This window comes from Priestia sp. HNGD-A6 (assembly GCF_045784335.1).
Lineage (GTDB): Bacteria > Bacillota > Bacilli > Bacillales > Bacillaceae_H > Priestia > Priestia zanthoxyli.
On record NZ_CP138621.1, the window covers coordinates 311,986 to 336,297 of the forward strand.

27 protein-coding genes and 1 pseudogene are annotated in these 24,312 nt (G+C 36.5%); 11 read left to right on the forward strand and 17 right to left on the reverse strand.

Annotation, left to right across the window (positions count from 1 at the left end):
* Nucleotides 1–59 precede the first annotated feature (59 nt).
* Nucleotides 60–1,968 (forward strand): annotated as a pseudogene (locus tag SCI76_RS01695) (GTP-binding protein).
* A 132-nt stretch (nt 1,969–2,100) separates the two neighbouring features.
* Complete coding sequence (locus SCI76_RS01700) at nt 2,101–2,412, forward strand: hypothetical protein (protein ID WP_048020795.1); 312 nt, start codon at nt 2,101–2,103, stop codon at nt 2,410–2,412.
* A 58-nt stretch (nt 2,413–2,470) separates the two neighbouring features.
* Here the strand turns inward: SCI76_RS01700 and SCI76_RS01705 are convergent, their stop codons facing one another.
* Nucleotides 2,471–2,992 (reverse strand): hypothetical protein, encoded by a 522-nt coding sequence (locus SCI76_RS01705; RefSeq protein WP_034266323.1) that lies wholly within the window; start codon nt 2,990–2,992, stop codon nt 2,471–2,473.
* Nucleotides 2,993–3,216: 224 nt separating this feature from the next.
* Between SCI76_RS01705 and SCI76_RS01710 the strand changes: the two genes are divergently transcribed.
* The 6 genes from SCI76_RS01710 (at nt 3,217) to mbcS (ending at nt 11,411) form a co-directional block, all read left to right on the forward strand.
* On the forward strand, nt 3,217–4,620 hold the full coding sequence (locus tag SCI76_RS01710) for a glutamate decarboxylase (RefSeq protein ID WP_048020798.1): 1,404 nt from the start codon (nt 3,217–3,219) through the stop codon (nt 4,618–4,620).
* A gap of 214 nt (nt 4,621–4,834) precedes the next feature.
* Nucleotides 4,835–5,836, forward strand: coding sequence for a hypothetical protein (locus SCI76_RS01715; RefSeq protein WP_394531683.1), 1,002 nt, complete (start codon nt 4,835–4,837; stop codon nt 5,834–5,836).
* Between the two features lie 67 nt (nt 5,837–5,903).
* Nucleotides 5,904–6,398, forward strand: a complete 495-nt coding sequence (locus SCI76_RS01720) for a cupin domain-containing protein (protein ID WP_048020802.1) — start codon at nt 5,904–5,906, stop codon at nt 6,396–6,398.
* A gap of 172 nt (nt 6,399–6,570) precedes the next feature.
* Nucleotides 6,571–7,314: a hypothetical protein gene (locus SCI76_RS01725; RefSeq protein ID WP_048020804.1), complete on the forward strand. Its 744-nt coding sequence runs from the start codon at nt 6,571–6,573 to the stop codon at nt 7,312–7,314.
* A gap of 1,661 nt (nt 7,315–8,975) precedes the next feature.
* On the forward strand, nt 8,976–9,674 hold the full coding sequence (locus SCI76_RS01730; RefSeq protein ID WP_407544969.1) for a hypothetical protein: 699 nt from the start codon (nt 8,976–8,978) through the stop codon (nt 9,672–9,674).
* A 156-nt stretch (nt 9,675–9,830) separates the two neighbouring features.
* A complete protein-coding gene (gene mbcS, locus SCI76_RS01735) occupies nt 9,831–11,411 on the forward strand; it encodes an acyl-CoA synthetase MbcS (RefSeq protein ID WP_328174916.1) in 1,581 nt (526 codons plus the stop codon).
* Nucleotides 11,412–11,454: 43 nt separating this feature from the next.
* Here the strand turns inward: mbcS and SCI76_RS01740 are convergent, their stop codons facing one another.
* Nucleotides 11,455–12,417: a VanW family protein gene (locus SCI76_RS01740; protein WP_033579048.1), complete on the reverse strand. Its 963-nt coding sequence runs from the start codon at nt 12,415–12,417 to the stop codon at nt 11,455–11,457.
* Between the two features lie 400 nt (nt 12,418–12,817).
* Here SCI76_RS01740 and SCI76_RS01745 point away from each other — a divergent pair, with 400 nt between their 5' ends.
* Nucleotides 12,818–13,276, forward strand: coding sequence for a MarR family winged helix-turn-helix transcriptional regulator (locus SCI76_RS01745; RefSeq protein WP_013057155.1), 459 nt, complete (start codon nt 12,818–12,820; stop codon nt 13,274–13,276).
* Between the two features lie 34 nt (nt 13,277–13,310).
* On the opposite strand, the gene SCI76_RS01750 is transcribed toward SCI76_RS01745, so the two are convergent.
* Nucleotides 13,311–14,822: a class I adenylate-forming enzyme family protein gene (locus tag SCI76_RS01750; protein ID WP_048020810.1), complete on the reverse strand. Its 1,512-nt coding sequence runs from the start codon at nt 14,820–14,822 to the stop codon at nt 13,311–13,313.
* 411 nt (nt 14,823–15,233) lie between these two features.
* Between SCI76_RS01750 and SCI76_RS01755 the strand changes: the two genes are divergently transcribed.
* Nucleotides 15,234–15,878 carry an SDR family oxidoreductase gene (locus SCI76_RS01755; protein WP_028413280.1) on the forward strand — a complete coding sequence of 215 codons (645 nt, stop codon included), beginning with the start codon at nt 15,234–15,236 and terminating at the stop codon, nt 15,876–15,878.
* A gap of 34 nt (nt 15,879–15,912) precedes the next feature.
* Here the strand turns inward: SCI76_RS01755 and SCI76_RS01760 are convergent, their stop codons facing one another.
* The 14 genes from SCI76_RS01760 to SCI76_RS01825 all read right to left on the reverse strand — a co-directional run bounded on the left by SCI76_RS01760 (nt 15,913) and on the right by SCI76_RS01825 (nt 23,688).
* Nucleotides 15,913–16,533 carry a CoA pyrophosphatase gene (locus SCI76_RS01760; protein ID WP_048020811.1) on the reverse strand — a complete coding sequence of 207 codons (621 nt, stop codon included), beginning with the start codon at nt 16,531–16,533 and terminating at the stop codon, nt 15,913–15,915.
* Between the two features lie 176 nt (nt 16,534–16,709).
* Nucleotides 16,710–16,985: a hypothetical protein gene (locus tag SCI76_RS01765; protein WP_048020814.1), complete on the reverse strand. Its 276-nt coding sequence runs from the start codon at nt 16,983–16,985 to the stop codon at nt 16,710–16,712.
* Between the two features lie 120 nt (nt 16,986–17,105).
* A complete protein-coding gene (gene fabZ, locus SCI76_RS01770) occupies nt 17,106–17,531 on the reverse strand; it encodes a 3-hydroxyacyl-ACP dehydratase FabZ (RefSeq protein ID WP_063247962.1) in 426 nt (141 codons plus the stop codon).
* Between the two features lie 18 nt (nt 17,532–17,549).
* Nucleotides 17,550–18,353 (reverse strand): cobalamin-binding protein, encoded by an 804-nt coding sequence (locus SCI76_RS01775; protein ID WP_048020818.1) that lies wholly within the window; start codon nt 18,351–18,353, stop codon nt 17,550–17,552.
* Nucleotides 18,354–18,454: 101 nt separating this feature from the next.
* Entirely contained in the window at nt 18,455–18,733 is a 279-nt protein-coding gene (locus SCI76_RS01780; protein WP_048020820.1) for a hypothetical protein, read from the reverse strand.
* 15 nt (nt 18,734–18,748) lie between these two features.
* On the reverse strand, nt 18,749–18,934 hold the full coding sequence (locus SCI76_RS01785; protein WP_034266296.1) for a hypothetical protein: 186 nt from the start codon (nt 18,932–18,934) through the stop codon (nt 18,749–18,751).
* 133 nt (nt 18,935–19,067) lie between these two features.
* Nucleotides 19,068–19,283, reverse strand: coding sequence for a DUF378 domain-containing protein (locus SCI76_RS01790; protein ID WP_013057146.1), 216 nt, complete (start codon nt 19,281–19,283; stop codon nt 19,068–19,070).
* 133 nt (nt 19,284–19,416) lie between these two features.
* On the reverse strand, nt 19,417–19,890 hold the full coding sequence (locus SCI76_RS01795) for a DinB family protein (RefSeq protein WP_033579041.1): 474 nt from the start codon (nt 19,888–19,890) through the stop codon (nt 19,417–19,419).
* Between the two features lie 431 nt (nt 19,891–20,321).
* Nucleotides 20,322–21,137, reverse strand: coding sequence for a protein-glutamine gamma-glutamyltransferase (locus SCI76_RS01800; protein WP_033579040.1), 816 nt, complete (start codon nt 21,135–21,137; stop codon nt 20,322–20,324).
* Nucleotides 21,138–21,265: 128 nt separating this feature from the next.
* Nucleotides 21,266–21,595, reverse strand: coding sequence for a hypothetical protein (locus SCI76_RS01805; protein ID WP_063247967.1), 330 nt, complete (start codon nt 21,593–21,595; stop codon nt 21,266–21,268).
* A 95-nt stretch (nt 21,596–21,690) separates the two neighbouring features.
* A complete protein-coding gene (locus SCI76_RS01810; RefSeq protein WP_048020824.1) occupies nt 21,691–21,900 on the reverse strand; it encodes a hypothetical protein in 210 nt (69 codons plus the stop codon).
* Nucleotides 21,901–21,915: 15 nt separating this feature from the next.
* Nucleotides 21,916–22,095 (reverse strand): hypothetical protein, encoded by a 180-nt coding sequence (locus tag SCI76_RS01815; protein WP_033579037.1) that lies wholly within the window; start codon nt 22,093–22,095, stop codon nt 21,916–21,918.
* 150 nt (nt 22,096–22,245) lie between these two features.
* The gene (locus SCI76_RS01820) at nt 22,246–22,659 is read right to left on the reverse strand and encodes a hypothetical protein (RefSeq protein WP_033579036.1); all 414 of its coding nucleotides are present in this window, start codon (nt 22,657–22,659) and stop codon (nt 22,246–22,248) included.
* Nucleotides 22,660–22,869: 210 nt separating this feature from the next.
* Nucleotides 22,870–23,688, reverse strand: coding sequence for a hypothetical protein (locus SCI76_RS01825; RefSeq protein ID WP_407544977.1), 819 nt, complete (start codon nt 23,686–23,688; stop codon nt 22,870–22,872).
* A 123-nt stretch (nt 23,689–23,811) separates the two neighbouring features.
* Here SCI76_RS01825 and SCI76_RS01830 point away from each other — a divergent pair, with 123 nt between their 5' ends.
* A complete protein-coding gene (locus SCI76_RS01830; protein ID WP_407544979.1) occupies nt 23,812–24,312 on the forward strand; it encodes a hypothetical protein in 501 nt (166 codons plus the stop codon).

A 24,312-nucleotide genomic window follows, 5' to 3' on the forward strand; every position in this document is an offset into this window, starting at 1 on the left:
CGATTATTATAAAATAGAGAATAACAGCTATACATACAGCAGTAAGGTGGTATTTAACAATGAAACAATCTAACAAAACAATCGGTATTGCAGCGCATGTGGATGCAGGGAAGACTACGTTTTCCGAGCAGCTTCTTTACCACACAAAAAGTATTAAACAGCGAGGAAGAGTTGACCACAAAGATTCGTTTCTTGATACTCATACGATTGAGAAAGAACGGGGCATTACGGTATTTGCTGACCAAGGAACTTTTTCATATAACGGTTCTACTTATTATTTAATTGATACGCCTGGCCACGTCGATTTTTCACCTGAAATGGAACGTTCTATTCAAGTGATGGACTATGCGATTGTTATCTTAAGCGCAGTCGAGGGAGTGGAAGGGCATACAGAAACGGTTTGGCAGCTGCTTCAAAAACATCGTGTGCCCGTATTCTTTTTCATCAATAAAATCGATCGTGTAGGAGCAGATCCTGAACGTGTTATAAATGATATTAAACATAACTTAACCCCTGATGTTTTTGACATAACTTCAGAGCTTATAGACGGCTCGTTAAGTGAGGAACTTATTGAATTTACAGCTGAAAAAGATGAAGAGCTTTTAGATGCATTTATGGAAGGCAAGAATGATCAAGCTTATTGGAAAGCGGCTATGCAAAAGCTTATTCAAGCCAATCGGATTTTCCCGTGTGCTTGTGGCTCAGCTTTGCAAGACATCGGTATTGAAAGTTTTTTAGAAAAGCTCGATTTGCTAACAGAAACTCACTACTCGCAGGAAGAAGCATTTTCAGGGCGTGTATATAAAATTCGGCACGATGAAAACGGCATGCGCATCACGTTTATCAAAGCTCTAAGCGGGACACTGCAAGTGCGTGATGAAGTGGCTTATGAAAAAAACGAAGAGCTATACGAAGAAAAAATCACTCAAATTCGTGCTTATAACGGAAGCACATTCAAAAACGTAAATGAAGGTTCAGCCGGCGAACTTTTTGCAGTTACAGGATTGACTTCAGCCTCCGTTGGAAACGGTCTTGGAACGTTAAAAGAAAGCCGCTCCTACGAACTTTTGCCTACGTTAAAATCAAAAATTAGATGCCGAAGATCCTTCTTTACATGTGACGTGGGAAGAAAGGACTCAAGAGCTTCATATTCATGTGATGGGAGCCATTCAGCTTGAAGTTCTCGAAAAACTGATAAAAGAACGTTTTAATATAAACGTACAGTTTGAAGAACCAGAAATTTTGTACAAAGAATCCATTGAAAATACAGTGATGGGCTACGGGCATTTTGAACCGTTGAAACACTATGCAGAAGTTCACTTGAAAATAGAAGCAGCGGAACGAAACAGCGGAATTACCTTTGAAAATGCTTGTCACGCCGATGATTTATCCGTTGGGTATCAAAATCTAGTCCGTCAGCATATATTTGAAAAGCCGCATCACGGTTTGCTAACGGGGTCGCCTATTACTGATTTAAAAGTGACGTTGTGTACCGGACGAGCTCATAACAAGCATACAAGCGGTGGAGATTTTAGAGAAGCAACGTACCGAGCATTACGACAAGGGTTAGAAAAAGCCAAAAGTATTGTGCTAGAACCGTATTATGACTTTAAAATTAAAGTGGATATTGATCAAATGGGGAGGGTATTAGCTGATGTTCAAAGCGCACACGGCCGCTTTGATTCTCCTGTAACAACCGAAAACAAAGCGATTATTACAGGGAAAGTTCCTGTTGCTACTTTTATGAACTACGGTTCGACGCTAGCATCTTTTACGCACGGAAAAGGAGCGATGTCTCTATTATTCGGAGGGTATGAACGTTGTCATAATGAAGAAGAAGTTATTGAACGAATCCGCTACAATAAAGAGGCAGATCCGGAATACAGCTCATCCTCTGTCTTTTGCGCCAAAGGACAGGGATATACGGTTCCTTGGAAAGAAGCAGAAGAAAAAATGCACTGTTTATAACAAGCACTGTAGCAATCGCTACAGTGTTTTTTTCGTCATATGCTTTCACCAGCTGCTTTCTCCATACCTTTACAATAAAAACCACATTATAGTATAGTTTACTTATATTTCTAGAAATGAGGTGATAGAAGCATGGATACTACTGTTAAAACAACTAAAAGCGGGATAATAGGTGGAATTCTCGGAGGAATTTCACTTTTATATGTCATTATTAATACTTTATTGATCCTTAACTTTTTTACAGGACTTATTGCGGCTGAAAAGCTTCAAGGTCTTCCTATTATCGCACCTATCTTTTTAGTTCCGCTCATGGTTGTTCCTGCAATTATTGGTTTTTTTATAAAAAAAGACAAGCTCTGTCTATGGGCGATTATTTTAAATATCATCTTGTTTCTTGTACCAATTGGCTACCATGTCATCGGTACGTTAGTATTCGGTCCTTAATCAAAAAACGAACAAACTTCAATATAAAGTTTGTTCGTTTTTTGATATCACATAACCACTATTGAGCCGGAGCAGTAGCTGTACTGCTGTTTTCGTCTTTTACCATCATCCTTACACCTTGTACAACCGCAATTCCTTCCCACTTATCAAGGTCAGGTTCGAGAAATTCTAAAGCAAACGTGTGTGGACGTAATGACAGAAACGAAGAAAGTGTGCGGACTTGAATGACAGGAACGCCGGAACGCAAAACGTCAAATTTACGATCTGTTATATTCCCCGTAATTTCATATGTATCGCCGTCGTTTCTAATATAAAGATACTTCTTTTTAAAAAAAGTGAATTTCCGTTGAATCATTCCAACTTCATTTCCGTGGTGATCTGAAATAATCAGCTTTGGCATAAGGGCAAACATTTTAGATTTACCTGTAAACACGGTCTCTTCGTTTTTCAAAATCTCAAATTTATTAGCAATAGATAACTTATATGCGACATTTCCAACAATGTCTTGTGATTCATTATAAATAGGAGATTCACCTAATTCGAAAAACTTGTCTTGCAAAATAATTCCTTGTTTCTCCATCTAAAAACCTCCTTTAGAATATATTACCATATCTTACGCCTTTTGAGTTTGATAAGACTATTTTCATGGGTATTATTAAATAAAGTTCGTCCTTACGTGCTGCGAATAATGAAAAGAATGAAAATAGGTTTCAAAGCTCATAATGTGTAAAGGAGACCTGCTTGTTACAACACCAGGTGGAACGTAAAGCAATTTGTTAGATATACATAAGGAGATGATACTTTATGCCTCAATGGCATCCGCATCGTGAACAAAAAAATTTACCTGATGAATTTCCTGTTAATCCGCTTTTTTCTCGACAAGGAGAAGTGACGATTCCAAGGCTTCGTATTAGTGATCAAGGTATGCTTCCCGAAACAGCTTATCAAATCATTCATGATGAAATTGCTTTAGACGGGAATGCCCGCTTAAATTTAGCTACCTTTGTTACTACGTGGATGGAGCCTGATGCAAAGCGTTTGTACGGCGAATCTTTTGATAAAAATATGATTGATAAAGATGAGTATCCGCAGACAGCGGCTATTGAAGAGAGATGCGTACGTATTTTAGCGGATTTGTGGAATTCTCCTAATCCAGATACAACGATGGGCGTTTCAACTACGGGTTCATCTGAAGCATGTATGCTTGGCGGACTTGCGTTAAAAAGACGCTGGCAAAAACTGCGTAAAAGTAAAGGGCTATCAACAGAACGGCCGAACATTGTATTTAGTTCATCCGTTCAAGTGGTATGGGAGAAATTCGCAAACTATTGGGACGTAGAGCCTCGTTATGTGAACATTAATGAAGATCATCCTTATTTAGATGCAGAAGGCGTCATTAATGCGGTTGATGAAAATACAATTGGTGTCGTACCGATTCTTGGAGTCACATATACAGGAGTTTACGAACCAATTGCTGCTATTGCAAAAGCATTGGATGAGTTGCAGGAAAAGACAGGATTAGATATTCCTATCCACGTAGACGCTGCTTCTGGAGGTTTTATCGCTCCGTTTCTTCAACCAGACCTTATCTGGGATTTCCGCTTGCCGCGAGTAAAGTCCATTAACGTATCGGGACACAAGTACGGTTTAGTCTATCCTGGCTTAGGATGGGTGATTTGGAGAGAAAAAGAAGACTTGCCTGAAGATCTTATTTTCCGCGTTTCTTACTTAGGAGGCAACATGCCAACTTTTGCACTTAACTTCTCTAGACCAGGAGCACAAGTCCTTTTACAGTACTACAATTTCTTACGTTTAGGTAAAGAGGGCTATTATGCCGTGCAAAAAACCTCCCAAGAAAACGCGCTGTTTCTCAGCAAAGAAATTGGAGAAATGGAAGCATTCGAAATTATCGCAGATGGTTCAGATATCCCAGTGCTTGCTTGGAAGCTAAAAGAAGGATACACGCCAAACTGGACTCTTTATGACCTGTCTAGACAACTGCGAACGTATGGATGGCAAGTGCCTGCTTATCCACTCCCAGCAGACATGGAAGAAATCACAATCATGCGCATTGTTGTTAGAAATGGATTTTCAAGAGACCTTGCTCATTTATTTATGGTTAATTTCAAACAAGCCGTTGAATTTCTTAACTCATTGGATAGACCTGTTCTTAAAGACACGAAATACGACAATGGATTTCATCATTAACATCGATTACAAAAACACAAAGCCGTGTTATGAAAAGTACATGGCTTTGTGTTTTTTTATGTATAAAAAGATAATCTTTTCAAAAAAATAACATAAATCAAACAAGAAAATATTCTTATATTTTCTTAATTTTGGTATAATAACCCCTAAGGTTTTATAGTTCTTTAGAATTATATAAAACCTAAAAAAACCTAAAAAAAGGGGATAATAGTCTATGAAAATGTTGAAAGTTGCTTTTGGTATTCCGTTGTTAGCCGTATTGCTAGCAGGGTGTAGTGATGAGTCCAGTGAAACGGTATCGCAAAAAGAAGAGTCTGCAGAGAAATCAACAGCGGTTCATACGAAAGAAAACGGCAACAAAACGGCTGTAAAAGAATCATCGCCAAATACATTACAAACAAAAGCATCAACCATTAAAAAAGCCGTTAATTCTAAAGAAGCTGATCGCGACTACTTATTAAACGTAATGAATGGTTATCAGTATATCCAAGTAGGTGACAATCAGTATATTTACTACGGGATTAATCAAGAGCAAAATGTTTTTTGTATGATGGAAGTTAATTTTGACGCCAGTGGTGATTATGTAGAAAACATCAATTTTGTTGATAATGCTTCAGAAGAACAAATTGCTTTGCTTCAAAACCAAATACAAGAACAACAAAAGCAATTATCAGACCTTGAGCAGCAGCAAATGGAAAAAGAATTAGATGATTACTACGCGCAGCTAGAAGAAGACCGACAAAAAGAAGAAGAGGCGCAGGCAAAGGCTGATGCAGAAGCTGAAGCTCAGGCAGAAGCAGATCGTAAAGCGGAAGAAGAACGTTTAGCAGAAGAAGAAAAGAAACAGCAGGAGGAAGCTCAGGCAAAAGCGGATGAGGAAGAAGCTCAGGCTGATTCGGAAGATGAGGCGCAAACAGAATCAGAATCAGAGCAAGAAGAAGATACAGAAACCCTTGAGGAAGAGGAACCAGCCGAACAAACAGTTTCCCAAGAGCAAGCTATCCAGCTAGTTCGTGACCAACAAGGCATATCTGAAGATTCACCTCTTCTTGTAGAATACGATCACCTTGACGACTCAGGAAACTATATTATCCATGTTTATGAAAATGTTGTGGGTAATGAAGATACAGGAGAGGAACATACAGCTACACAAGGTTGGTATCAAGTAAGTCCTAGTGATGGGTCAATTACTGATGTTACGGTAGATGGTTACTAATACTGTAGTAGGTTTTTAGATGATAGATGAATACCTTTAAAATTAAATTACAAATGAGGGATAATTTATGAGTGAGTTAAAAAATATAGTAATCAAACCTTTACACGGAATTCCAAATGACCAAAATACGTATCATTTTATGCAAGAGACAATTACGATATTAGCTTCAGGAGAAGATACTAATGGTGCCTTTTCAGTTGTTCACCTTGTAGAACCTCCCAAAATGGGGCCTCCTTTGCATGTCCACGAAAATGAAGATGAAACTTTTTATATAAAAAAAGGGAGATTTATATTTTTTGTAGGTGATGAAATCTTTGAGGTAAATGAAAACGAGTACGTTTTTGCTCCTAAAGGAATTCCACATCGATTTGAGGCCGGAATTGACGGTGGAGAAATGATTGTCACAGCATCACCAGCTAAATTTGACAGCTTTGTAAAAGAATTAGGCTTACAAGTTCCAAAAGATTCTGGGCTACCAGATTTCCAAGGTCCAACTCCAGAGCAGATGCAACAATTAGTTAATGTTGCGGAAAAATATAATTACAAATTCATCTTAGAATAAGCTTATATGCAAGTGAATTTCAGTTGATTTTCCTTTATATAAAAAATAGATGCGAAGTCTAAAAACACCTGATCCAACCTATAAAGCAAACGAAACAAAGGTAGGTACGAACTTAAGTAGTTCGCTGCATTGAAGTCAATCATCCAATGAATAAGAAGGTGAGGAACTTGTTATGAAGATGAAACGCTTACTGGCACTTCCGTTTTTAACACTAGGATTTTTGGCAGGCTGTGGGGAAGGTGCGCAAACATCTCAAGAAAATCAATCAAATACTGCAAAAAAAGAAATTACGTCATCGGACCAAACAGAGAGAGAGAAAGTTAAAAAAGAAGAAACAACCAACAATAAAACTAATTCAACTCATGTAGCGGAGCAGTCTCCAACGTATAAACAAGAGACACCTTCATCAAAAGAAGGAAACACTCCTGCAGGTAATGCCCATGGGTCCGCAACAGAACACCCTAAAAGTAATTCAGTAGAAAAGGAACAATCAAAGAGCGATCATTATTCTTCAGAATCCTCCCTACAAGGAGAAGACAAGACTGTTCCCTCTGAAGAAGAAGCACCATTGTGGGAAGATTCAGCAGCTATCGCGAAACATGCAGAAGAGGAGCAAGAACGAACTAGAAAAGCGGAAGAAAAAAGTGAACGTGATCGTGCCGAAGATGAAGAAAAGTCTATTGCCGAAGATGGGTTATTCATTAAAGTAACACCCGTCATGGTAGAAGAGGAAAAAGCAGCGGCTTATCTTATTCCAAAATTACCTACTGAAACACAGAAAAAAGTGGCAGAGGAAAAGAAGGAAAACCCTTCTGGATTTAGTAGAACTTTATGGAAGTGTTCACAAGTTCGGTACGCGCTAGATAATGGTATGCAGGAAGTGGATGATTCAGGTTTTTGCGGATTAACGAAATAATTAAAAATAGCACATGGTGTTCTGGTTACACCATGTGCTATTTTTCACTTAATGTTCAATCAGTTTGTATTCTTAATGAATCACCATTGTTTACTTACAAAAGAAATAAATTTGGGCTATTTGATAAAATTCATGACTACGATTAGGAAACGTACCTTAGTGAGTGAAGCCTTGAAACTAGTAACTCGAAAAGTTTGTATGACAAGCGGATGGAGGGGAAGAAGTTGTTCTTTTTCCTTTTTTTCGCTTCTACATTAAATCAACTACTATCACACTGATTCATAGCTACTTTAAACTTGGGATGCAAAATTGTAAAGTTCTAGGATAAAGCATAAGGCATTACTTAATTACATATAAAATGATACGTACTGGCGTATTCAGGAGATTGCGATTAAGTGAGCGGTCATTTTAACCATTTCTAAGATATAATCTATCCATAGCTTGTACATAATTTAATTCATTTGACCTTAAGCGCGTCATTCAGGCGATCTTTGAGAGTTCTGTTCACAACCCAAAAATTAAAATCCCGAAAGCAAAAACAGCTGATTTAAAAGGAACCTACACATTTTAAAGGAAAAGCAAAGTATTCCAAGGATTTAAGAGCAAGGGAGACCCTAACGATTTTATTTCTTTTTCTAGTTTACATAATATATATTCTAGGAACCAATTGATAAAACACAAATTCTGTCTCGTTATAAAAGTATACTTATGATAGTGAGACAGAATTTAAAAATGAGATAGGGTTCGTATTTATATGATCTAACTCACTAAACTAATTAGCAACAAAATTTGTTCTAATTGAACAATTGCAGATATGATTTTATAGAAATACATATGAATTTCACCAGTTTATTTTTAGGATTGATCAGTTCGATTGATGTTTAGATTATATTTAGAGAGTTTGAAAAATGAATGAGTTTACTTATAGAAATTAAGTTTTACACTCATTCATTTTTTCTCATCGTATTCTCAATGAACCTTTTGCAAAACGATGAAATCTGTTTGTAATTAATATATTAAGGATTTATTTGCCACTGAACGTATATTTTTCATTTAGTACATAAGTTTGCATTAAATGGATTTTTATTCATCAACAAAAGTGAAAACCTCGTATTTTCTGTAATAAAATACAGTTATAAGTATTTTTATTCCACCTAATTCCTTGTTAAAATCACTATAAACCCCTTTCCTATCAGCTTTTTAGTGATTTTAGTTGTAGTTTCCTTTTTCATCGGGTATAATATTAAACAAATAGATGACGGTATAAATTGGATGTCATTATCCAGTTTTAAAGGAGCGATACTCATGAACATTACAATTTATTATGGAAATCATGAAGATAAAACAATTCACACAATGGATTGTCACGTAGATATCGATTTAGATGATGAAGATATGGTAGCTTTAACAGAAGCTCGTTAATGAATATATAAAAGGCTGTGGATGCTTTTCATCTGCAGCCTTTTATTTTTTTGCTCCCCCTCTTCTTTTCCACCTTTTAATGACCGCTGCGTTTTAAGATCATTAGCTACTTTTATTATAAAATTTCAAATTCTCCGTTAACTTCTCTTTACTTTTCGACACATTTTTTGTATCATTAGATAAGAACATACGTTCGATTTATTTTTTATCGTATTGATGATCACAAGGAGTGTTTTTGAATGACGGTACGAAAAAGAAAAAGAAAGAAGCTCCCTCCTACCCTATCCAATACAGGCTTTATTGGAGCAACGTTTGCTGATACAGATGAATTAGCACGCAACGAATATCACTTTCCTCGTAAACAAATGAAAATTACCCATCATGTCTTAGATGCTTTGCTTCAAGGGGCAACGCACTTATTTCAACAGCATAAAGTTAAAGCCGCTATCTCATGCGTGTATCTGCCTAAGTACAAAAAGATCGGTTTGGTTCTTTCTAAACAACCTTTTGGCCGCGATGAAGGCATTGGGTATTTTATTAATTACTTAAAGGAAATCGGACATATTGAATGGGATGAAAAAACGAAAGACTACGAAATACATAATACGAGTTTTATCGGCGTGGTATTTGCAGATCTAGAAAAAATTGCTAAGTTCACCTTCGACTTTGAGTTAGAATTACTGTCGAAGTTCGTCAAGGACTTAATTATTCCCGCTAAAGAGCTATTCTTGCAGCATAATGTAAAAGCGTATCTCTCAGGCGTTGAAAATGAAGATCAGCATAAAGTAGGGTTTGTTTTATCGATTAAGCCTTATGATGAACGTAAGGAAGCAGACTTATATTTTGTGGAATACTTAAAAGAACGTGGTTTATACGAAGAGGACGAGTCTGAAGAAGAGCTAGTACCTATTCATACAAAATGGAGCTTATTTAAATAACATATATTGTACCCGCTGTCGTAATAAGACAAGCGGGTCTTTTTTTGCTTTTTTACTAAAACCCAAAACAAATTAGTAGCAAGTACTAATAGTTAGTAATATAATAATAGTAATGATAAAAAATCATTGATATCTATAATATAAGGAGTCGTTTTTATGATTCAACTAAAAGATTTAGTTCCAAGTGAACATTACAACTTAACAGAGGAAATTGAAAAACATGCATCCGATCAGCTTGCGCTAAAGTGGCAGGACGCTGACGGTGTGCGTGAGGAAATTACATATAACCAGCTGTTAGCAAAAGCAAATAAGGTGGCAAACGGGCTAACGGAGCTAGGATTAACAAAAGGTGATCACGTGTTGGTTATCGCACCTCGCCTTATTGAATCGTATGCTATTTACTTAGCATGTTTAAAAGCAGGTATTATTGTAATTCCTTCTTCAGAACTATTACGCGCAAAAGATATCCAATATCGTTTACATCACGCTGAAGCAAAAGCGATTATTTCTTACCATCCTTTCTGCAATGAGATCGATAAGATTGAAAACTTCCCTACTTCTCTACAACATAAAATTACATTTGGTGCTGATGTTACGTCGTGGACGCGCTTAGAGTCACTTACAGCGGATGCATCAGAACAGTTCCATGCAGCTAAAACAACTAAGGATGATACGGCATTCCTTCCTTATACATCTGGTACAACAGGACAGCCAAAAGGCGTTGTTCATACTCATGGATGGGCTTATGCTCACCTTCGTATCGCTGCTGCTGAATGGTTAGATATTAAAAAAGGCGATACGGTCTGGGCAACAGCAGGTCCTGGTTGGCAAAAATGGATTTGGACTCCGTTTTTATCTGTACTTGGACAAGGTGCAACAGGCATTATCTATAACGGACGTTTTGAACCTAAAAAGTTTTTAGAAATTTTACAGGATGAACAAGTAAACGTACTGTGCTGCACGCCAACAGAGTATCGCTTTATGGCTAAAATTGATGAACTTGAACGTTTTGACCTGTCTCACCTTCATAGCGCTGTATCTGCCGGAGAACCGCTAAATGAAGAAGTAATTAATGTGTTTAAAAAATATTTTAATATCCAAGTACGTGATGGATACGGCCAAACGGAAAATACCCTTTTGATTGGTACCTTAAAAGGTGTAAAAACGAAGATTGGTTCAATGGGTAAACCAATGCTTGAAGGGTTTGTAGAAATCATTAACGAAGACGGCGAGCCTTGTGAGCCTGGAGAAGTTGGAGACATTGCCGTTCGTAGAGACCTCCCTTCTCTTTTCAAGCACTACTATAAAGACATGGAGCGCACTGAGAAAACGTATAAAGGAAACTACTATTTAACAGGTGACCGCGCTTCTAAAGATGAAGAGAACTATTACTGGTTCCAAGGACGCGGAGATGATATTATTATCAGTTCCGGCTATACAATTGGGCCGTTTGAAGTTGAAGATGCGTTAATTAAGCATCCAGCAGTGAAAGAATGTGCCGTTGTAGCTAGTCCAGATGCTGATCGCGGCCATGTAGTAAAAGCGTATGTTGTTCTTGTTGATCATGTGAAAACAACAGATACAGGGTTTATTAAAGAGCTGCAAAATCACGTAAAAACTCTTACTGCACCTTACAAGTATCCTCGCGTAATTGAATTTATTGATGAATTACCAAAAACTAATTCAGGTAAAATTCGACGTGTGGAACTTCGTGAACGCGAGCAACAAAAAGCATAATAAATGAAAAAAAGACGTATCTGTTAGGATACGTCTTTTTTTATTAGATAGCACGCTGTGAAGTACGAACATCTACCGTTAAAACACCTGTATTTACGTTTGCATATGCTTTAATGATGACAGGATAATCTTTGTTGTTTGTGAACTTAAAATCAGGTCCTCCCCACGATACGGTCGCATCTCTTCCCGCAGGTACATAACCTACATGTTTTGAATGGTGAGACCTAGCTGTCACTTGAAGACCAGCGCCGTCAATCGCATTAAATAACGTAGAAGATGTTTGACAAATACCTCCGCCAATTCCCATCACCAGCTGTTTATTGATAATTTCAGGAGCAGGCTGATAGCCTCTTTCTGCTGTGCGCTCCCCAACTGTTTGATTATAAGAAAATGAATCTCCTGGTCCTAACACAACGTTATTAATTGCTTCTGCTGATAGCTGAACATTTCTGTTTCTGCTTGTATCACTTGGACGAAAACGTGTAGAATACGAAGCTAATGATACATCGGCGATCCCTTGAGCAGATGCTGCCGTGACATTTGGAGCGGTTTCGTATATCGGAACCTTTACCTCCAATTGTTTCGTATTTAAGTTCTGCAGATTTTTAACAAGTTCTGCTTCTTTTAAGATGATTTGCTTGGATCCGCCAGTCAACGATCCATTTTCATCTATTTTTATGTTTTGCATAGGTGTATCGATCCCTTTTGCCAGCTCAGACGCTAACTGTTTAATTTCTTGATCATATACACCTTTATCCTTGTAATGAACCGGCTTGAATTCTTTCATTACTTCTCCTGTACGGGAATCTTTTAACTGATACGTCAGTTCTTCGACTTTAAGGACTGGCTTTTTCTTTTTCTCAGCCTTTTTTTCTGGTTTTTTAGCCGCTTGTTTTTGTTCTATCGCAGCTGTTTGCTTTGCGGAATGATTTGTATACATGCCGTACGCAATAAACGCACTAACAATTGTCGCGCCAAGCAAGAGCGCCCCTAAGACTTTCTTCATGTAATTGAATCCCCCCATATCTCGGCTTTACCTCAATATGTTTTTTCTATAAAAATATGTATACATTCATTTTATACAAACATCTTATAAAAGACGATCTGCCAAAGTGAATAATCACCATTTTTTATATTTTTTTCTTTATTCAACACATGAGGTAAAGCGGAATGATGTTCATAGACCCCATTTTTTCTTATGAACTCAATAGAAAACAAATGTTGTATGCGTTTCCTGTTATTACTATTCTTATATATAATAGCACGAAAACAAGGATTTTTTAACGAATTATGGTAATTATTTTAAAATTTTTCTGACAATTTTCGCGGTGTTGTTCATTTTTCTATGGGCATTATACATGGTATAATGGTAAAAATGGAATTTGTTTTATGAGGAGGATTTACGCTTGACTGAACGTTATAGCAAAGAAGAGATTAGTCATCAGCTAGAAAGTATAGATCATGTAAAAGAAGCTCTTTTAAAATATAAAAACACCGTAATCGGTGAGAAATATGATTTGCTTCCCTACCATTTAACTTCAACAAAAGAGGCAATCTTAAAGACGATTCACGATAAAAAAAGCTGTATTGTTAGCGATATCACAAAAGTACTTGGGCTCTCACCCGGTGCTATCACCATTGTATTAAATCAATTAGAAGATGATGAGCTTGTGAATCGTATATATAAAAAGCAAAACCGCCGAAGCGTGTGGGTAGAGTTGACGGAAAAAGGCGAAAAAGTTGTCGAAATATTGCAAGCTACTCGTGTCGATTTTTGGTCAGATTTACTTTCACACTTATCAGAAGAAGAAAGAGATCAATACTTTCACATTATGAAAAAAATATCTCAAAAATTACAGCAATAAATATAAAAAAAGCGGCTATAAGGCCGCTTTTTTATTATGCGTGTGCTAAGGCTTGTTTTTTCACTTCGTTTTTCAACACTTTTCCTACACTGTTTTTAGGAAGTGATGAAACAAATACAACAGTTGGCACTTTATATGGTGCTAATCGTTCTTTACAGAAGTTCACTACATCTTCTTCAGTTAAAGCAGATGCTTCTTGTTTAACAACAAATGCATATGGAACTTCGCCGTACACATCATCAGGCATGCCGACAACTGTCGCTTCTAACACACCGTCTGCTGCTAGGACAACTTCTTCTACTTGATCTGGGTAGATGTTGTCTCCTCCATATACTATTACATCTTTATAGCGTCCTTCAATATAAAGAAATCCGTCTTCATCTAATCGACCTGCATCGCCCATCGCTAACCAGCCATCTTGTAAGACAGCATTTGTTGCTTCTTCGTTTTGCCAGTAGCCTTTAAATAGATAAGGGCTTCGTACAAGCACTTCACCTTTTTCTCCAGTTGGAACTTCTTGACGTGTTTCTGGGTCTACAATTTTAACTTCCACATGTGGAGCCGGTTTCCCAGCTGAGCTTACTTTCTTCCATCCCATTTGAGGATGCCATGAACTGATAATCCAAGCTTCTGTGCTTCCGTATCCTTGAGCTAAAATCATTCCGTTACGGTCATATTGTTCGATTAAAGACTCTGATACTTTTGTTCCGCCTGACACAGCAAGTTTTAGAGGGAAATCATAGTGATCTCCTTTTTCAAGCTCTTCTACGATGTATTTTAATGCTGGTGGTAGTGCAAACAGCATTTTAATGTTTTCTTTTTCGATTACCTCAATTACTTTAGCGGGATCTGTTTCTTCAGAACATACCATTGTGTTTCCTGTGTTAATGCACATAAATAAAATGCTCATCGAACTCATGTGGAAGAATGGATGAACAAATAAATAGCGCATGCTTTTATCAATATTTGCACGTTCTTCCTGTCCGCCAGAGTTTAAAAAGGCACTTACCGATCCGTGTGCAATCATACATCCTTTTGATTTACCTGTTGTACCTGATGTAAACATCATTAATGCTAAATCTTCAGGAAGTACTTCAGGAAGTGCTTCTGGTGTGTTTGTGTTATACGCTGAGAATTGAGTTGTAAATTCTTTTGCATCCTCAATTTTTAACGTAAAGCTAAGTCCAGCCGTTTGTTCCGCTTTTTCTAATACAGACGTAAATTCATTGTGGTGGATAATCGCTTTTAACTGTCCGCTTGTAATAATGCTATCAAGCTCATAAGGTGTCATGCTCTTACTTAATGGAACAACGACTGCTCCCACTTGTAAAATTCCCATTGTAACAACTGGGTAAGCAATGCTTGTATGAGCTAAAATACCAATACGATCTCCTTTTTGAATTCCTTTCTCTAAGAAGTAATGAGACAATTGATTTACTTTTTCATGAAATTCATTAAATGTATAACGTTCATTATGTTCAACTAGTGCTTCATGTTGAGGAGAAATCTCTGCACGTTCTGCGACTAAGTATTGTAATGTGTTCATTTTATCCTCTCCTTTGTCCGCTCGGACTAAATATTTCGTTCATGAATATTTTAATGACTAAAACATAATAACAAAAAATTTTTCCGAAGTAAAAGTTTAAAATTATCAAAATGTGTTTATATAGGTTGTATCGGGAAATGTTAAAAGAGATGCTGTTTTTAAGAAGTGTTGTATTACCAAGGGTTTGAGAAAAATTTACAAAATTTAAACAGTTCAGACACTGGGTTTAATGAACTATTTTTTTCCTTTTTTTGTTTGTAAATTAGTTTTTATTTCTTGTTTTTCATTTTTTTAATATATTTTCTTACTTTCCCCTTATTCACCGGATTTTGAGCTCATTCATTGAATGAAAACGGTGAATATGAAACAGTAATATATAAGTATTTGGATTTGAAAGGAGCAAATTTAGACATGAAAGTTCTTGTAATTGGTGCGAATGGTCAAGTAGGCAAACATATTGTAAACATTTTGAATGAAAGTGATGTGCACACTGTACGTGCGATGGTTCGTAAAGAAGAACAAGCAAAAGAGCTTGAAGCAAGAGGTGTAGAAACGGCTTTTGCAAGCTTAGAAGGCACTGTGCATGAAATTAAGGAAGTGATGAAAGGCTGTGACGCCGTTATCTTTAGCGCAGGGTCAGGCGGCAGCACAGGTCATGATAAGACACTTTTAATTGATTTAGATGGAGCAGTAAAAGCGATGGAAGCTGCAGAAGATTTAGGAATTAAACGATTTGTGATGGTAAGCGCCCTTCAAGCACATCACCGTGAAAACTGGAATACTTCACTAATTCCTTACTATGTAGCCAAACATTATGCAGATAAAATCTTAGAAGCAAGCGGATTAACATATACAATTGTTCGTCCAGGCGGATTGTTAAACGAACCAGGAACAGGACGTGTAGATGCCGGTGAGAACAAAGAGCGCGGATCCATTCCTCGTGAAGATGTCGCGCGTGTGGTAGTAGAAACGTTAAGTGAAGATCATACATTCGGACGTTCTTTTGATTTAGTTTCAGGTGATACACCTATCACAGAAGCTATTCAATCTATTTAATATAAAAAAGCAGCGAATGCGTATTCGCTGCTTTTTATTTATCATTTAATACATGTATTAAATGATAAATTACTTTTGCTGTCAGTCCCCATATGACTCGATCTTCATAGTAATAAAAATGTTCTTCCATCTCTCTTGTTTGCCAATTATAATTTTCACCACCAATAATCGCGTCATAAGGAAAATTATGTTCGGGTTCTACTCTGAAATTAATATTGTGTATATCAGGTTCGGTACGCTGAAAAAAAGAAAGAGGCACGGTAAATACTTCTGCTACTTCCGAAGGATTCGGTCGAAGTTCAAGCGACTCATCAATGAAACCTACATAAGGATAAATGATTGTTCCGAATTGAGAAACAATATAATCTAAAGCTTGTACGTGCTGAATAGATTGGGGTGTAATCCCTAACTCTTCAGAGGTTTCACGGATAGCCGTTTCTTTTTCATCTACATCCGTCTTTTCAACACGCCCTCCTGGAAAACAAATTTCTCCGGGCTGTCTACGTAAATCGAGCGCTCTTACTTCAAATAAGACTTGTAGTTCCCCTTGTTTTTCAATAAGCGGAACAAGAATGCCGAAGCGGGAGAACTGCTCCATCCCAAGGATTGTCGGCATCCGGTTTTCTAACTTAGCTATAATGCGGGATGCATCCATACGTCCACTTCCTTTCACAAAATGAATTATCAAAAGAATAGCGAGTTATAAGCTGCGATGTCAACTAACCTGCAAAAGAAAGCTGTTATCTTTATTATATGAAGAGATGTATTGAATTGACACTACAATTGATAAAAATATATAACATAAATATAAATAAAAACAGATAGCACCGGCTACCTGTCTTTTTGTCTTGTTTTTAACAAACCATAAATAAGTAAAAAGAATGCCACCACACTGATAAGCAATCCTCCTACTTGCTTATCAGTGAGTCCAAAACGAAGCTGAAGCCAAAAGATAACCAAGCAAATCAAAATGACGCTGGTAGCTAAATAAAAGTAAATGCTGTAGAAAAACGGATTCGTTCTTTTCCGTTTGTAGACAAGTAGTGAGATGCCTATATACGTACCCAATAGTGTGAGTAATACAACAATTTCCGTTAGTGTTCTCACCGCATTCTCCCCTCTCCCTTTTTTCTTCTATACCCCGTTTCTTCTTTCATCAAAAGGAAGTTTGACTAAGGTATTTACAAAAAACCGCCTTATGCCATAAGGCGGTTTCCTTCAATACGCTTATATATCAAGAGCAAAGGTAATGACCGCTTCACAAGCTAATTCGCTGCCTACAAATGCTTTTCCTTTTCCTTTTACAATCTTTCCGCGCTGCTTAAGAATCTCAAATTCTAAGCGTAGTGTATCTCCTGGCCTTACTTGACGCTTAAAGCGACATTCATCTATTCCTGCTAAAAAAGCAAGTCTTCCTTTTTGGTGGTCATCCGTAGCCATGGCAAATCCGCCGAGCTGAGCAAGAGCCTCCACAATAAGTACACCAGGCATTACCATGTAGTCCGGGAAGTGACCTTGAAAAAAAGGTTCATTTGCTGTTACTTGTTTGATTCCTACAGCAAGCTTTCCTTCTTCTTGCTCTAAGATGCGATCAACAAGTAAAAAAGGATAGCGGTGTTGAAGGGTATGTTTTATTTGTTCAATATCTTTCATATGTATCGCTCCTTTTTCTTATAATAAAGGGTCCTTACCGTCAAATGCAGGAAACGTATCTGGATGAAGAAGCGGCGCGAGTTTTTTTAACCCTAACAGCAATCGAGGTGAAGGACGACAATACAGCCATTCTTCTAGTACATATACACGATGTTCTTTTATGGCCGGCATGTCAGACCAGTTCGGTCTCTTGTGTAAAATCGTTGGATTTACTTTGTTTGTCTGTACGCCTACCCAAGCCAAACACACGTGATGTGGATTTCGTTTGAGCACTTCTTCCCAATCACTCTGTACATTTGCTTCTTTGTGATCAGCAAATATATTTTCTCCTCCCGCTAACGCGCTAATTTCGGTCAGCCAGTTTGCTTTTCCAGGAGTAAAAACGGGTTTTGGCCACCATTCCCAGTATACAGTGGTTTTTTCGATTTGACGTGCCATTCCTTTATATGTAGAAAGAAACTGATCATACCGCTCTAACAGTTCAGCTGCTTTTGTTTCAATATTTAATCGCTGGCCTAAATCCTGTAGATTTTGACGGATATCTTCTAGCGAATTAGGATTATATACGACGTAAGGTATCTTTCGTTTTTTAAGTTCTTCAATATTTCGCTCCATTCCAGGAACGCTTAGTGAAGCTAGGACTAAATCTGGCTTGGCTTCTTCCACCGCATCCATATTAATAGATAAATCGGGACCTAAACGCGGCAGACTCTGAATAGACTGCGGCCAATCGGAATAATCATCAATTGCTACGAGCAAATGCTCACATTTTAAATACGCTATTAGTTCTGTATTGCTTGGACAAAGCGAAACAATTCGCATATTTCCCCTCCTGCATCCATTTCTTTTTTTTCTATTATACAATAGATTTCCATATAAAAAGCAGAGACTTTCACTGAAGTCTCTGCTTTTGGTGCTCTTTCTTATCCACCCATCGCACGATAAAAGAAATAAAAGAAACCCAAACAGCCTAGTGAACTAATGCTTGTAGTTAAAATACCGATTGAAAGCAGCACCTGTCCGTCTCTTTTTTGTTTGTATCGCAGCATATAATAAAAAGCTAAAAGGGTGCCAATAAGTAAATAAATAGCCCATATGTAAGGTAGATTCTTTAGTTGAAAGATGTATCCTTGATTAAATAATAAACAGTAAATAAAAAAAAGATTTACGATAAAAAAGATAGGAAGTACACTTTTATTCATCTATTAAACCCTCTTCTATTCTTTATTTTCTGCTATAGTTATCTTGTTTTGATTTCTCAGTTCATCCCGTATTTCACGTAAATATTGATTTCTCTCTTTCATTCGCTTTAACACTATAACAATAACAGCTATCATACCAGCAATGATTCCTATATAAAGAACTCCAAACACTAAGATAGGTACTACACCCCAAAGCTCCATCTCATCCCTCCTACTTTTTGGTTATTACCTTATTTTACCGTATTTTGTAAAGATGTCACGTCTTTTATCCATGAAAAAGGGGGTTTGAATATACATTCAAACCCCCTAAAGAGATAATAAAAAATAATATTTATTATAGCGCTTTGCTTTTGACACTCGCTCCCGTTCCAAAGAACTTATCAAAAATTTGATAAAGAGCAGACAGGCCAACTAACCAATAAATCGTTGTTACTAACCAATCCCAAGAGCCAAATAGCTCTTCTACTACATTCACGCCTAATGCTACAGCTAACCAATTTAAACCGCCTAAAATCACAAGAAGAGTCGTTAAACCTGAAAGAAATTTCACGTTGTCACCTCCTTGCGAACTGCATTAGGAAAAGCAGCTCATGTTACATCTTATGCGCTGTATAGATCAGTATATGCATAGGCGCTATGTAAAATAGTTATAAAGAATATGTGATTTATTCTTTTTTATTTCCTTATTGTGCAGCTGCTGCTTTCCCAATTTGCTTAATCGTTTCTACATGCATCGCTTCGTGATAGAAACTGAATAAAAACGTTTCGCCAACTGTTGTAAAGTTGATACCCGCTTTATTTGTAAAAGGTGTGATCAACTGCTTATCAAACTGCCCCGGCATGAACTCTTTAATACGGCGTGCTTGGTCTTTCAACACATTCGCAATTTCTTCAAGAGATGGAGCAGCCTCGTTCCAATCAGCAGGTTTTGTTCCGGCACCAAAAAAGCTTTCATAACTCTCTGGCGTTTGCATCGGTTCACCAGCTAAGCCAAACACAAGCTTTTCTTGAATAAAGGCAATGTGTCCAAGATTCCAGCGAATATTGTTATTGAACCCTTTTGGTGTGATGTCCGCTGCCTCTTCTGTTGTTTTTTCAAGGATACTAATCGTAATTCCTCTTACAACGTCCATATGTTTTAAAATCATGTTTTCCATCGTCTAATCTCTCCTTACGTTGTCGTATTAGATAAACTATTCAATGTCTATTGTGCACAAATTACCCCTTAAATGCCACTCATAACATTTAAACCTTAAAATAAAAGAAAATTCAAAAGAAAATCCCCCTATATAAAAACTAGGGGGATTTTTTAAGCAGAAGACTTTAAATTTGAGACAGGTCCTTTGTTTGGCTTCGGTTTTAGCTGACCAAGCTTATTTTTCAGATAATCTTTTAATGCGCCGCGTTTTCTCTTGCGTCTTTTATCACGATTTTTAATAGTAATCTCCTCCTTTCCTTTTAGTTTTAAGACCTGTGTATTAAATGGATTCTTCTTTTATACATAAAATCCTTTTGAATTCTCAAATTTACCTTCATGTAATTCTTTCCTTTTTACAAAAAAAGACCAAAGTATCAAAACTTTGATCATTCAAGCTACATACGTAATCGATCCAATAGTGGAAATAATAGCGCTGTTTCTGTCATACCAAACAACAGGTTCGTATCTAACCGCCAAATAACTGAGGTGAGCGGTGTGAAGCCTGACAATTTCATCTGACAGGTAAGCTGATTGCTTTGCGTTGTCTTTTCTCTTTAAATTTAACACTTCAATAATTCTTTCCCGCGTCGTAATTCCAATTCCATGACCAAAATATAGAGTTTCATCTAATACAATGGTGTTTTCACCTTTCCACTGGGGAGTATCAGGGTTATAATCAGGGTTTTTAAAATACGCACAGTCTCCGGGCAAGTAGTCAGATCCTTTATAACCATGGAGCTCAAGATCTTCATCGTATTGCCAATCGTGTAAGTAAAGATCAGCAAAAAGCCTGTTAAAGTTTGCTTTTCCAATATTATTTAATACAGCTTTGTAAAAGATGATGATAACAGCCGTCGCGCACTCAAACGCGTATTCGTGTCCGTTGTAAAAAATATCATCGATGGCCTGATGAGGAGAAACGGTAGGTAGTAGCTGAAACCCTCCGTTATCGGTTCGTTTCCAATACTTTTCGTTGCACCTAGAACGGGCGAATGTAGCAAACCTAGCGCCGCTTTTGCGCAATAATACAGACGATTCAATAATTTGTAATTTAACAGATACATCAAAATCAAGCTGGTCAAATGTAGCATACTCATACACTTCCCTATAGGCATCCATTTGTTTTAAAATGTCTGCTTTTTCTTTTGTTAACGAACTATTATTTAAATCGCTTATTTTCACAATTTGTTGATTAACTTTAATCATAGACGTTCTCTCCTTTACAGAAAATGATATCAATCACCTTCTCTAACAGGATATTGATAAAAAATTATTTTGTGTATCTTCATTTATTTAAAATCGTGAAGATTAGGAAAAACGATAAAAAAAGTAAGTTAACCGCTAATTTTTTCATTTGTTCCTTTTTGTCCTTTTGTCACCTTTTTAAATATAAAGCGAGCAACTAACACGTACAGTGGTAACACAATAATGACGGCAATAACATTTAAAATCCAAGGTATTGTCCCCATAAAAACGTTTGAAGATGCTTTATCATACCAGCTCACAATAATTATTAAAAAGACAACACTGGATATAAAAGTACTTATATATCCCTTCTTATAGTTTGTACTTCTCACAGCAACAACAAAGCCAATTACCAATGAAATGCCTGCTGCAATTAAGACAAAAATCGAAAATAAATTTGCTACCTTTTGAACGTCCATTACTTCCCTCTTTCTTATAAAATTTTCACTCCAGAATCTTCGTTGCGTCACTTATAAAAAAAGTAAATTTAAGTACTTTGAACTGCCTAAAACAATTAACGCTTTTTTCTAGATACAATTCCTACAGTATTTTGATTAGCCGCTTCACTTTGTTTTTGATCAAAAGTTACTATTAAATTGTATATAAAAATTAACAAACCACACCCAACCATAATCCAACGCATACTTCCTTGGAATGCAGAATTAAAAATGTTTGCTAAAGCTATTATAAGTCCTGTTGACATGTTAAGATAATTCCAAAACAAGCAAATCGCCCCTCCTTAACCATTGCTTCTTCTTTTCTTAGGTCTTAATATAAATTCGTAGATGAACCAATAAATTAGAGGAAATAAAACGATAACGAGAAACCCGTTTTCAGCCGGTATATATTTGTAGATTAATAGCATAATAATTGCAAACACAAGGTAAGCTATCCAAAACCCTTTATCTCTTTTGCGCATACTTACCACCTCTCTCTGAACTGAAATAGCATCCTAACGTCTAACGTATTTTCTATATACACAACCAAATCCTTTCTTAAAAGTACGTTATTAGCGAACGCCATACCAAGATAAGCCTAATTTTTAAGTCTAGGCTTATCTTGGTACTACCTATTTAGCAAGAAATACTTCTTCATTCACATTTTCAAAAAACGACTCCAACCTAGAAAAGTCCTCCTTGTTTCCCCGTGTAGAGAAAACTTCTTGATCATCATGAACAACAACCATCGTAAAAGTTGATTTGAAAATTGTAAGGATTTGCTTTCCTGTTTTTATTTCCCTGATTTTATTAAATGGGATATGTAATACAATAGGCAGCTTAGAGAAAACTTCTCCGTAAAAAAGTAGGCTTTTTTCTGTATAAGCTAAAACACCTCGAATAGGTACAGAATTTCCATTTGGTACACCTACAAGTCCCGAAAATCCACTTTCACATTCATAGTAAGTTAAAATAGATTCTCTAATTTCTTCGTCGCTATCTACCCTTTCTTTAAACTCTTTAGTTGCTCTCTCTTTTAAACTCATACTATCCCCCCTATAGAAATTACTTCTGTTTAACGTACACCTAACTAAATTTTATAATAATTACACTTTTTTGTAAATTTTAGGTATCTGCCACCTAATTAATCTTTCTAGTTAAAATAATTCATACAAAAAGTGCGTGGATATTTAAATATCCACGCACTTTTTGTTAATCCCCTCAAACTCCAAAAACTTTATAGGAAGGATGCGTTTTTAATACTCAGGCTTAGCAACACCTAAATTCGATTCAAAATCAGTAAGGTACGTGCGGGCTCCGTTATATTTCTCTTCTTCTTCATAGTCATAATTATTACTTGTGTACGGATTGTTAACAATGTTTTTATATGATCTGATGGTTTTTAATTGAGTATCCAAGGAATAATCAAAACCTTTCATTGCTGTTTCTAACTCTTCAAGCTGTTCCTTACTAAAAGCATCTCGATGCTTTTGTAATTCATCTTTTATTATACGCAGTTTGTATACTGGTCCGTTTGTTATGTCATTAACTGTAGGTTTTATGTCTCTATTAATATCTTCTTGAGAGGAATGGAGGTGGTCGTAGAAGAATGATACACCTAGATCCTTGCCGTCATCCCAACCTCTAGTGGCCTCTATAACCGAATGCATATTGTCCATCATTGTTACTTTATATATTGTTTTAGGGGAAGTGTATTTCGTATAAGCTTTGAAAGCCTCTTCTCCATTTAGTTTATCGACATCTTTTTCAAGATTATTGATACTTATTTCTAACTCGTCCTTATTCATTTTATTAACCTTTGCAGTACTGTTAACGGACGTAGATAACAAATTAAAATCATTTTTGTAACTTTGAAACGTTTTTTCTATGTCCTCATCTTTATTAATAAGACGATCACATTCATTTTGGAGAAACGTTAACTCTATTTTTATTTCTTTTTGGGCTTCTTCTTGTTTTGTACTTTTGCTAATTGATTCTTTTGAGGTACATCCCATTAAACTAAAAGCAACAGTTAGAATTGCTGCTCCTGCTGCTATCTTCCTTGAATTCTTCATCGTGAAACTCCATTTCTTTGTTGTTTAACTTTTACATACTGAACAACTATATCACATAAATGGATTATTTTAACTATTTATATTAAGATTAAAATTAAAGAAATTAATAAAATGGGGGTTTGTATGAAAAAGTTATATTCTGCATTACTCGCATCTCTACTGTCAGCCAGTATACTAACGGCTTGTTCAGAAACGAACGTAAACGGTGAAAAAGATGTGGAATTCTATTCTAGTGAGGATGAAGCCTTTGAAAATGCAAAAAAAGAGTCTACAGGGATACAAGACATTATCGGTGAAAGCAAATATGTAGATAACGAAAAGATTGTTATTTACACAATTAAAGAAAAATCCAATATAGGTATTGGGACAGCTACATTAACTCAAAAGGATAAAAAAATCCGTTGGTATTTTAATGGGAATCCAGCTATTATCAAACAATCAAAGGGAAATACAGATATCACTAGTGAAATAACGACTCCAAAAGGTGTAAAGTACGATTTTTATGCCGGTACCCCAACAAAATCAAATATGACAATTGAAACCCGTACCGATACTGAAGTAGTCCCTCATATTGATAAAGAATATGATATTTATTATTACCTCTCCCCTGTTCCAAGAAATTAA

Bases quoted from the DNA above. Each gene is read 5' to 3' on its own strand.
- SCI76_RS01730 (WP_407544969.1), top strand. From the start codon at position 8,976: ATGACGGTACGAAAAAGAAAAAGAAAGAAGCTCCCTCCTACCCTATCC.
- SCI76_RS01710 (WP_048020798.1), top strand. From the start codon at position 3,217: ATGCCTCAATGGCATCCGCATCGTGAACAAAAAAATTTACCTGATGAA.
- SCI76_RS01755 (WP_028413280.1), top strand. From the start codon at position 15,234: ATGAAAGTTCTTGTAATTGGTGCGAATGGTCAAGTAGGCAAACATATT.
- SCI76_RS01815 (WP_033579037.1), bottom strand. From the start codon at position 22,095: ATGCGCAAAAGAGATAAAGGGTTTTGGATAGCTTACCTTGTGTTTGCA.
- fabZ (WP_063247962.1), bottom strand. From the start codon at position 17,531: ATGAAAGATATTGAACAAATAAAACATACCCTTCAACACCGCTATCCT.
- SCI76_RS01750 (WP_048020810.1), bottom strand. From the start codon at position 14,822: ATGAACACATTACAATACTTAGTCGCAGAACGTGCAGAGATTTCTCCT.
- SCI76_RS01740 (WP_033579048.1), bottom strand. From the start codon at position 12,417: ATGAAGAAAGTCTTAGGGGCGCTCTTGCTTGGCGCGACAATTGTTAGT.
- SCI76_RS01725 (WP_048020804.1), top strand. From the start codon at position 6,571: ATGAAGATGAAACGCTTACTGGCACTTCCGTTTTTAACACTAGGATTT.
- SCI76_RS01825 (WP_407544977.1), bottom strand. From the start codon at position 23,688: ATGAAGAATTCAAGGAAGATAGCAGCAGGAGCAGCAATTCTAACTGTT.
- SCI76_RS01760 (WP_048020811.1), bottom strand. From the start codon at position 16,533: ATGGATGCATCCCGCATTATAGCTAAGTTAGAAAACCGGATGCCGACA.
- SCI76_RS01715 (WP_394531683.1), top strand. From the start codon at position 4,835: ATGAAAATGTTGAAAGTTGCTTTTGGTATTCCGTTGTTAGCCGTATTG.
- SCI76_RS01720 (WP_048020802.1), top strand. From the start codon at position 5,904: ATGAGTGAGTTAAAAAATATAGTAATCAAACCTTTACACGGAATTCCA.
- SCI76_RS01785 (WP_034266296.1), bottom strand. From the start codon at position 18,934: ATGGAGCTTTGGGGTGTAGTACCTATCTTAGTGTTTGGAGTTCTTTAT.
- SCI76_RS01705 (WP_034266323.1), bottom strand. From the start codon at position 2,992: ATGGAGAAACAAGGAATTATTTTGCAAGACAAGTTTTTCGAATTAGGT.
- SCI76_RS01780 (WP_048020820.1), bottom strand. From the start codon at position 18,733: ATGAATAAAAGTGTACTTCCTATCTTTTTTATCGTAAATCTTTTTTTT.
- SCI76_RS01800 (WP_033579040.1), bottom strand. From the start codon at position 21,137: ATGATTAAAGTTAATCAACAAATTGTGAAAATAAGCGATTTAAATAAT.
- SCI76_RS01830 (WP_407544979.1), top strand. From the start codon at position 23,812: ATGAAAAAGTTATATTCTGCATTACTCGCATCTCTACTGTCAGCCAGT.
- SCI76_RS01795 (WP_033579041.1), bottom strand. From the start codon at position 19,890: ATGGAAAACATGATTTTAAAACATATGGACGTTGTAAGAGGAATTACG.
- SCI76_RS01805 (WP_063247967.1), bottom strand. From the start codon at position 21,595: ATGGACGTTCAAAAGGTAGCAAATTTATTTTCGATTTTTGTCTTAATT.
- mbcS (WP_328174916.1), top strand. From the start codon at position 9,831: ATGATTCAACTAAAAGATTTAGTTCCAAGTGAACATTACAACTTAACA.
- SCI76_RS01700 (WP_048020795.1), top strand. From the start codon at position 2,101: ATGGATACTACTGTTAAAACAACTAAAAGCGGGATAATAGGTGGAATT.
- SCI76_RS01820 (WP_033579036.1), bottom strand. From the start codon at position 22,659: ATGAGTTTAAAAGAGAGAGCAACTAAAGAGTTTAAAGAAAGGGTAGAT.
- SCI76_RS01775 (WP_048020818.1), bottom strand. From the start codon at position 18,353: ATGCGAATTGTTTCGCTTTGTCCAAGCAATACAGAACTAATAGCGTAT.